Genomic DNA, 8,670 nt, shown 5'->3' on the forward strand with positions numbered 1-8,670 from the left:
TCCGGCCCCGCCTCGGCGGGCCCTGTCCGTGCGGGGGTGCACACTGGCGGGAAACCTGCCGTATCAGGACAAGGACGTCCGGAGGTGTCGGCCATGACCGACGTGCTGCTGCTCGCTGGGACCCGCAAGGGGCTGTTCATCGGCCGACGCCGGGGCGCGGGCCCCTGGGAGCTCGACGGACCGCACTTCAACGCCCAGGCCGTCTCGGCGGTCGCCATCGACGCGCGGGGCCCGGCGGCCCGCCTGCTGGTCGGCGGGGACAGCTCGCACTGGGGGCCGTCCGTCTTCACCTCCGACGACCTGGGTGCCACCTGGCAGGAGCCCGCCGCGCCCGCCGTGAGGTTCCCGAAGGACACCGGCGCCTCCCTGGAACGGGTCTGGCAGCTGCACCCGGCCGGCCCGGAGGCCCCGGACGTGGTCTACGCGGGGACGGAGCCGGCCGCCCTGTTCCGCTCGGTCGACCGGGGCGGGTCCTTCGAGCTGGTCCGGCCGCTGTGGGAGCACCCGACCCGTTCCGCATGGGTGCCGGGCGGCGGCGGCGAGGGGCTGCACACCGTGATCACCTACCCCGCCGACCCGGCCGCGGTGACGGTGGCGGTCTCCACCGCCGGGGTGTTCCGCACCCGGGACGGCGGCGCGAGCTGGAGCCCTTCCAACCACGGGGTCTCGGCGGTGTTCCTGCCCGACCCGGACCCCGAGTTCGGCCAGTGCGTCCACAAGATCGCCCAGGACGCCGGGAACCCGGACCGGCTCTACCTCCAGAACCACTGGGGGGTCTACCGCAGCGACGACGCGGGCGCCGAGTGGACCGACATCGGCTCCGGCCTGCCGTCCGACTTCGGCTTCGCCGTCGCCGCCCATCCGCACCGCCCGGACACGGCCTACGTCTTCCCGCTGAACGCCGACTCCGACCGGGTCCCGGCGGGACGCCGCTGCCGCGTCTTCCGCACCCGCGACGCCGGCGCCACCTGGGAGCCGCTGGCCAAGGGGCTGCCCGACGGGGACCACTACGGCACGGTGCTGCGCGACGCCCTGTGCACGGACGACGCGGACCCGGCGGGCGTCTACTTCGGCAACCGCAACGGCGAGCTGTACGCCAGCGACGACGACGGCGACAGCTGGCGGCTGCTGGCCGACCACCTCCCCGACGTGCTCTGCGTCCGGGCCGCCGTACTGCCCTGAACCTCCCGCGCGAAGGGGCCCGCGTCTGGGAGGCTGGCGGGCATGAGCGCGCACGAACCCCCGGAACTGCGGCAGTTGACCCGGCCCGAGGAGGTCACCCCGGAGCTCCGGGAGGAGCTCGTCGACTGCTGGGAGGCGGTGGTCAACTCCGGCGGCGCGGTCATCGCCGCCGAATTCCCGCTGCCTCCCGTACGCCGCTCCCACGTGGCCCCCGTGGTCGAGGGGCTCGTCCGCTCCCTCGACCCCGACCTCGGCAGGCTGCTCGTCGCCACCGTCGGCGGCGCGCTCGCCGGCTGGCTGGTCGTGCGCCGCGACCGCCACCCGCTCGTCGCGCACCGCGGGGCGGTCAACCACGTCCAGACCCTCCCCCGGCTGCGCGGCCGCGGGATCGCCACCGCCCTGATGAACCGGGTACCCGACGTCGCCCGGGAGGAGATGGGCCTGGAACGGCTGGCCATCGCCGTCCGGGGCGGCCTCGGCCTGGAGGACTTCTACCGCGGGCTCGGCTGGGTTGAGGTCGGCCGGTGGCCGGGCGCGCTGCGGGTCGCGCCCGGCGACGACCGGGACGAGATCCTGATGGGCCTCGTCCTCTGACAAAAATGCCCCGCGGGGGTTACGGTCTTATGACCGTTCGCCGGCACCGGTACGCATTCCTCGACGGAGAGGAACAGCTGGGATGAGCAACGACCCCTCGTACGGCGACCCTTCGCACCACGCCCCCCTGTACCTGGAACCGAGGCTCGCACCGCGCGCGGCGGCCCTCCTGGAATCACCGGCGCTCCTGCACACCCTCGTCGACGCCCTCGGATCCCCCCTCAACGTGATCCTGCCCGACCAGATCGCCGACAACGTCCGCGGCTTCCGCGCGGTGTTCGCCCGCCACCGGCTCGCCGGACGCGTCTTCTTCGCGCACAAGGCCAACCGCTCCAGCGCCCTCGTCCGCCGGCTCACCACCACCGGAGCGGCCCTCGACGCCGCCTCGCTCACGGAGTTGCAGCACGCCCTGGGATCCGGGTTCGCCGGAGCCGACGTGATGGCGACCGGTCCCAAGGACCCCGAGTTCCTCTGGCTCGCCGCGCGCAGCGGGACGCTCGTCAACGCCGACGGACCCGGCGAGCTGGAGCGGGCGGCGGCCCTCGTGCGCGGGCACGGACTGCCGCGCCTGCGCGTCCTGTTGCGGCTGTCCGGGTTCGAGGCCGCCGGGGCCCGGCGGCTCTCGCGCCGCAGCCGCTTCGGCACCTCCGTGAAGTCCCTGCACCACCTGCTCGACGTCCTCGACCGCCACCGCGGGGAGCTGGAGCCCGTCGGCGTCGGCTACCACCTCGACACCACCAGCGTGGAGGAGAAGGCGACGGCGCTGGAGGGCTGCCTGCACGCCATGGAGGAGCTGAGGACGCGCGGCCTGCGGCCGACGGCGATCGACGTCGGCGGCGGCTTCGGCGTCGGCTACCTGGCCCGCGCCGCCCAGTGGGAGCGCTACACCACCGAGCTCACCCGCGCCGTCATGGGAACCCGCCCGCCCCTGTCCTGGGGCGGCCACGGCTACGGCCTGCGCGCCGAGAACGGGACCCTGCGCGGCGCGCTCGGCCTCTACCCGGCCCACCGGCCCACCGCCGGCCCCGGATACCTCGACGAGCTGCTCGCGCATCCGGCGCCCGGGCTGGGCCGCCCGCTGGGCACCCTGCTCCTGGAGGGCCTCTACGACCTCTACGCCGAACCGGGCCGCGCCCTGGCCGACCAGTGCGGGCTCACCCTCGGCAGGGTCCTGGAGGTGCGGGACTCCGACGGCGGGGAGAAGCTGGTGCGCCTCGCGATGAACGCCGGCGACGTCGGCCTGGAGGACCACGGGGTCCTCGTGGACCCGGTGGTCCTGCCCCGCGGCCCGGCCCCGGCCGACGCGGCGGGGCCGGTGGCGGTGCACCTCATGGGCAACCTCTGCCTGGAATCGGACCTGATCACCCGCCGGACCGTGTTCCTGCCCCGGCAGCCGCGCCCCGGCGACCTCCTCGCCTTCGCCAACACCGCCGGCTACTGCATGGACTTCGGCGCCACCCGCGCCCAGGGGCAGGCCGTCGCGCGCAAGGTCGCCGTCCACCGGGAGGAGGACGGCGGCTGGCAGTGGTGCCTGGACGAGCAGTACTGGCCGCTCACACGGACGGGGGAAGCCCAGGGATGAGGTACGACAGCATCACCGAAGCGATCGGCGGGACACCGCTGGTCCGCATCGACGCGGCCGTGCACGGCCTGCGCCACATCGACCTCTACGCCAAGCTGGAGATGCTCAACCCCTTCGGCTCGCTCAAGGACCGGGCCGCCTGGAACATGACCCGCGGCGCGCTCGCCGGCGCCGCCGAGCGCGGCGAGACGGTCGTCGAACTGTCCAGCGGGAACACCGCCAAGGCCCTGGCGCTCATCGCCGGACTGCACGGACTGCCCTTCAAGAGCGTCACCAACCGGATGCGCATACCCGAGGTCAAGGACCTGCTCCTGCTGCTCGGCGCCGAGATCGAGGAGCTCCCCGGCCGCAGCGAGTGCCTCGACCCCACCGACGAGGACGACCCGCTGACCCTCTTCCACCGGCAGCTGAACCTGCCCGGCAGCGCCCACCTCCACACCGACCAGTACTTCAACCCCCGCAACACCGAGGCCCACGCCTCCGGGACCGGCCCGGAGATCATCGCGGACCTGGACGGCCGGGCCCCCGACTGGTTCGTCGCCTGCGTGGGCACGGCCGGTTCCTCCACCGGCGTGGCGCGGGCGCTGCGCGCGCACGACCCGAAGGTGCGCGTCCTCGGCCTGGTCGGCGAGAAGGCCGACTTCATCCCGGGCATCCGCACCATCGACGAGGTGCAGGAGGTCGGCATCTTCGACCCGGCCACCTACGACGCACTGGAGCCGGTCACCTCCGACGAGGCCATCGAGGGGATGCTGACGCTGCTGCGCCGCTGCGGACTGCTGGCCGGACCGACCGGCGGGGCCGCCTACTTCGGCGCGGTCCGCCATCTGCGGGAGCTCGACGCCGGGCTGACGGAGCGCAGGACGGCGGTGTTCATCGTCTGCGACCGGGTGGAGAGCTACACCGGCTACGTCCGCCGGCGCCGCCCGGACCTCCTCGGGCTGCCGCCCGTCAGGAACTCGGTCGCCACCCTGACCGGGGCGGAGGCCGCCTCGGCCGCCGTCATCGGCGTCGACGAGGCCCGCGCGTGGATCGCGGAGCGCGACCCGCTGGTGGTGGACCTGCGCGGCCCGTTCGCCTACGCCGCGCTGCACATCGAGGGGTCGGTGAACATCGTGGACGAGCTCTTCGACGAACTCGTACGGGGCGGGCTGCCGTTCGGCCGGAGCCGGCCGGTGCTGCTGGCCTGCCCGGTCGGCGAGAAGTCGGCCCTGTACGCGGCCCTGCTGACCCGCATGGGCCACCCCGACGTCCGCAGCCTGGCCGGCGGGATCATCGCCTGGCGGGACGCCGGCGCTCCCCTGGTGCGTGACTGACGTGGCCGTGCCCGCCGCCGAGCTGGCGGCGCTCGCCGACTGGCAGCGGCCGCTGCGCGCCCAGTTCCCGATCATCGGGGGCAACCCGGACCTGGTCTACCTGGACAGCGCCGCCACCTCCCAGAAGCCGCAGCCCGTCCTGGACGCGGTGCAGGCGTACCTGACCACCTCCAACGCCAACGCGGCGCGCGGCTCCTACCCCTGGGCCAACACGACGACGGCGCTGGTGGAGGGCGCCCGGGAACGGGTCAAGCGCTTCCTGGGCGATCCGGATCCGGAGCGGTCCTCGGTCCACTTCACCAGCGGGACCACGGAGGGGCTGCGGACGGTGGCGCGGGACTGGCTGCCGGCCCTGCTCGTCGACGGCGACGAGATCGTCGTCCCGTTCGCCGACCACCAGGCGAACCTGGCGCCGTGGCTGGAGGCCCGGGACCTGCTGGCCCGCCAGGGGGTGCGCGTGAGGGTCCGGGAGCTGCCGTACCAGGCGGCTTCCGGCGACTACGATCCGCGGGCGCTCGCGGCGGTCACCGGGCCGCGGACCCGTTTCGTGGCCGCCACCCACGTCCACCACGTGTACGGGGCCGACATGAACGTGCACCGGATCCGCCAGGTGGTCGGGCCGCAGGTGCCGATCTGTCTGGACGCGGCGCAGAGCATCGGCCACCTGCCGGTCTCGGTGGCCGGCCTCGACGTGGACTTCGTGGTGTTCTCCGGCCACAAGGCGATGGCCCTGCCCGGGTCGGGCGCGGTCTGGGCCCGCGGACTGCGCGGCCCGCGGCTGCGGCCCGGCGGCTGGAGCGGGACCCCGAACACGGCCGGGATCGCGAGCCTGGCGGCGGCCCTGGACTGGCTGGACGCCGCCGGCACCGGCCGGATCGAGCGCTGGACGGTGGCGCTGACCGCGCTGCTCACCGACGGGCTGGACCGGCTGGACGCCTACGAGGTGCTGGGCTGCCGGACCAGTCTGGCGGCCGGGTCACGGGTCCAGCGGCGGCGCAGCCTGGTCACGTTCCGCCATCGGGGGATCGACTCGCGGGATCTCGGGTTCATCCTTTTCAGTCACGGGTTCATGGTGCGGACGGACGGCCACTGCCAGGCCGGACCCGGTGCGCGGGAGGGCTCGGTGCGCGTCAGCCTGCACGTCCACAACACCCCCGAGGAGGTGGAACGGCTCCTCGCCGCCCTCGCCAGTCTGGAATGATTTCCATGAGCGGGTTGCGGCTTCGGCGACGGAGGCAGTGCGAGCGGCATGGGCACAGGCATGGGCACGGGCATGGGCACGGGCATGGGTGCGGGCGCGGGTGTGAGCACGGGGACGGCGGCGCGCTGGGTCGAGCGCTGGGAGCGCCAGCAGCAGTTGTACGCGGTCGACCGCGAGGAGAGGTTCGCGGTCATCGCCGACCTCGTCGAGCACGTCGCGGGCGGCCGGCCGGCTCCGCTGGTGCTCGACCTGGGCAGCGGCCCCGGGTGCCTGGCCGCCCGGCTCGCCGCCCGGCTGCCGGGCGCCGAGGTGCTCGCGGTCGACGCGGACCCGCTGCTGCTGGAACTCGGCAGCGCCCACTACGGCCGGGCCCTGCGCTTCGTCAACGCGATGATCGGCGAGCCGGGCTGGCTGGACCGGCTGGGCCTGGACCGGCCCGCGGACGCGGTGGTGTCGACCACCGCCCTCCACTACCTCGGGGAGCGGACCCTGCGCCGGGTGTACGGGGAGCTCGCCGGGCTGCTGCGGCCGGGCGGGATCCTGGTCAACGGCGACCACATCAGCCCGGACTCGGCGAGGATGTCCGAACTCGCCCGGGACGTCGGGCGCCGCCACGCCGAACGCCATGCCGTGTGCGGACACGAGGAGGACTGGGAGTCCTGGTGGTCGGGAGCGGCCGGCGACCCGGAGCTGGCCCCCCTGCTCTCCCACGGCGGGGAGGGCGGGCGGGCCCCGTGCGAGGGCAACGACCTCACGGTGTCCGGCCAGGTCGCGCTGCTGCGCGAGGCGGGGTTCACGGACGTGGGGGCCGTCTGGCAGGTCGGCCCGAGCCACGTCCTGGCCGCCGTCCGCTGACCGGCGGCCCCGGCCGCCGGCCGCGGGGTGTTACGGAAGGCGCCAGTCCACTGGCTGGCCGCCCTCCCGGGCGAGCAGCTCGTTGGCCCGGCTGAAGGGGCGCGAGCCGAAGAAGCCGCGGTCCGCCGACATGGGCGAGGGGTGGGCCGACTCGATCGCCGGGAGGCTGCCGAGCAGCGGCCGGCAGTTGCGGGCGTCGCGGCCCCAGAGGATGGACACCAGCGGCTTGCCGCGGGCGGCGAGCGCCCGGATGGCCTGCTCGGTGACCTCTTCCCAGCCCTTGCCCCGGTGCGATCCGGGCTTGCGCGGCGCGGTGGTCAGGGCCCGGTTGAGCAGCAGCACTCCCTGCCTCGTCCACGGGGTCAGGTCCCCGTTGGAGGGCCTGGGCAGCCCCAGGTCGGTGTGCATCTCCCGGAAGATGTTCTCCAGGCTGCCCGGCACCGGCTGCACCTCGGGGGCGACCGCGAAGCTCAGCCCGATGGCATGGCCGGGTGTCGGGTAGGGGTCCTGTCCGACGATCAGTACGCGGACGTCGTCGAAGGGCTGCTGGAACGCGCGCAGGACGTTCGCCCCGGACGGGAGGTAGGTCCGGCCGGCCGCTATCTCGGTCCGGAGGAAGTTCCCCATGCCCGCGATGCGGTCCGCGACGGGTTCCAGGGCCTTCGCCCAGCCCGCCTCGACAAGTTCGTTCAAGGGTCGTGGTGCCACGCTGCGTCACTCTACTGGGTCACGCTGACAGGGCGTTACCGCCACGTTCCGTCGACCGGCGCTCGCCGTCCGTCAGTTGATCCGGTTGAAGCGTGTATGACATTCAACGGATAAATGAGGACAGATGCCACCTGGGCGGGCCCTGCCCGAACACCTGCTTCCGATAAGCCAGTAGCATGCGGCGCCATGAGCTCCCCCACTGGGCCCGCAAACGGCCTGCCCGTACGAATGCCGCGACCCCGCCAGACCGGACGGCACCGCCGGCCCGAGCCCGCGGTGGCGCCCGAGGGCGCGCCCGCGCTGGTGCTCGCCGTGCCCGGTGCCCCCTCGGCCGCCTCCCGGGGCCTCGCCGAGGAGATCATCAGCATCGGCCGCTCCGAGCTGCCGGGCCTGGAGGCCCGGATCGGATACCTGGAGGGCGAGGACACCGAGGACAGCGAGTTCCCCTCGCTGTCCGGCGTGCTGAGCGCCGTCGCCGAGGAGCGCACCGTGCGTGCGGAGTTCGCCCGCGCCGCCGGCCACGAGGTGCCCGCGCCGACCGGCCCGGACGCCGTGGTCGTGCCCCTGCTCGCCGGCCCGGACGCCGACCTGCTGCGCCGCGTGCGCCAGGCGCTGATGGACTCCTCGGCCGCCGCCGAGCTGGCCGACGTCCTCGGCCCGCACCCGCTGCTGGCCGAGGGGCTGCACGTGCGCCTCTCCGAGGCCGGCCTGGCCCGCGCCGACCGCGCCCGCCTGTTCACCGTGGCCACCGCCGCCGACGGCATCATCCTGGCCACCACCGGCGGCGAGGAGGCCGTCCAGGCCGCCGGCATCACCGGCATGCTGCTGGCCGCCCGGCTCGCGGTGCCCGTGATGGCCGCCGCGCTGGACCAGGAGGGCTCCGTGGCCGCGGTCGCCGCGGAGCTGCGCGGTGCCGGCGCGGTCCAGCTCGCGCTGGCGCCGTACCTGATCGGCCCGGAGGCGGCCGACGGGCTGCTGGACACGGCCTGCAAGGAGGCCGACTGCGCCACCGCCGAGGTGCTCGGCGCCTACCCGGCGCTCGGCAAGCTCGCCGTCGCCCAGTACAGCGCGGCCCTGGGGATCCAGCTGGGCGCGCCGGCCCAGTAGGACCACCCGGGGAGGGCCCGTCCGGAACGCCTTGGGTTCTAGGAGTCGTCGCAACACCCCACTTCAAGGGGTGCGATGGACTTCGAGATCCGGGGAGACCGGAAGCCGCAGGGACCCAGGAAGCT

8 protein-coding genes are annotated in these 8,670 nt (G+C 74.5%); 7 read left to right on the forward strand and 1 reads right to left on the reverse strand.

Annotated features, from left to right (window positions below):
• Positions 1–93 precede the first annotated feature (93 nt).
• From AB0469_RS32095 to AB0469_RS32120, 6 genes are all read left to right on the forward strand, one after another.
• On the forward strand, positions 94–1,182 hold the full coding sequence (locus AB0469_RS32095; RefSeq protein WP_366454993.1) for an exo-alpha-sialidase: 1,089 nt from the start codon (positions 94–96) through the stop codon (positions 1,180–1,182).
• A 42-nt stretch (positions 1,183–1,224) separates the two neighbouring features.
• The gene (locus tag AB0469_RS32100; RefSeq protein ID WP_366454994.1) at positions 1,225–1,776 is read left to right on the forward strand and encodes a GNAT family N-acetyltransferase; all 552 of its coding nucleotides are present in this window, start codon (positions 1,225–1,227) and stop codon (positions 1,774–1,776) included.
• Positions 1,777–1,858: 82 nt separating this feature from the next.
• On the forward strand, positions 1,859–3,358 hold the full coding sequence (locus AB0469_RS32105) for a Y4yA family PLP-dependent enzyme (protein WP_366454995.1): 1,500 nt from the start codon (positions 1,859–1,861) through the stop codon (positions 3,356–3,358).
• The gene (locus AB0469_RS32110; protein ID WP_366454996.1) at positions 3,355–4,674 is read left to right on the forward strand and encodes a pyridoxal-phosphate dependent enzyme; all 1,320 of its coding nucleotides are present in this window, start codon (positions 3,355–3,357) and stop codon (positions 4,672–4,674) included. The genes AB0469_RS32105 and AB0469_RS32110 overlap by 4 nt, the downstream gene beginning before the upstream one ends.
• Positions 4,667–5,875 carry an aminotransferase class V-fold PLP-dependent enzyme gene (locus AB0469_RS32115; RefSeq protein ID WP_366454997.1) on the forward strand — a complete coding sequence of 403 codons (1,209 nt, stop codon included), beginning with the start codon at positions 4,667–4,669 and terminating at the stop codon, positions 5,873–5,875. The genes AB0469_RS32110 and AB0469_RS32115 overlap by 8 nt, the downstream gene beginning before the upstream one ends.
• 48 nt (positions 5,876–5,923) lie before the next feature.
• Positions 5,924–6,730, forward strand: coding sequence for a methyltransferase domain-containing protein (locus tag AB0469_RS32120; protein ID WP_366454998.1), 807 nt, complete (start codon positions 5,924–5,926; stop codon positions 6,728–6,730).
• A 30-nt stretch (positions 6,731–6,760) separates the two neighbouring features.
• Here the strand turns inward: AB0469_RS32120 and AB0469_RS32125 are convergent, their stop codons facing one another.
• On the reverse strand, positions 6,761–7,438 hold the full coding sequence (locus AB0469_RS32125; RefSeq protein WP_366454999.1) for a uracil-DNA glycosylase: 678 nt from the start codon (positions 7,436–7,438) through the stop codon (positions 6,761–6,763).
• Positions 7,439–7,624: 186 nt separating this feature from the next.
• On the opposite strand from AB0469_RS32125, the gene AB0469_RS32130 reads away from it, so the two are divergent.
• A complete protein-coding gene (locus tag AB0469_RS32130; RefSeq protein WP_366455000.1) occupies positions 7,625–8,545 on the forward strand; it encodes a hypothetical protein in 921 nt (306 codons plus the stop codon).
• Positions 8,546–8,670: the final 125 nt, after the last annotated feature.

Source organism: Streptomyces sp. NPDC093801 (assembly GCF_040701585.1).
GTDB lineage: Bacteria > Actinomycetota > Actinomycetes > Streptomycetales > Streptomycetaceae > Streptomyces.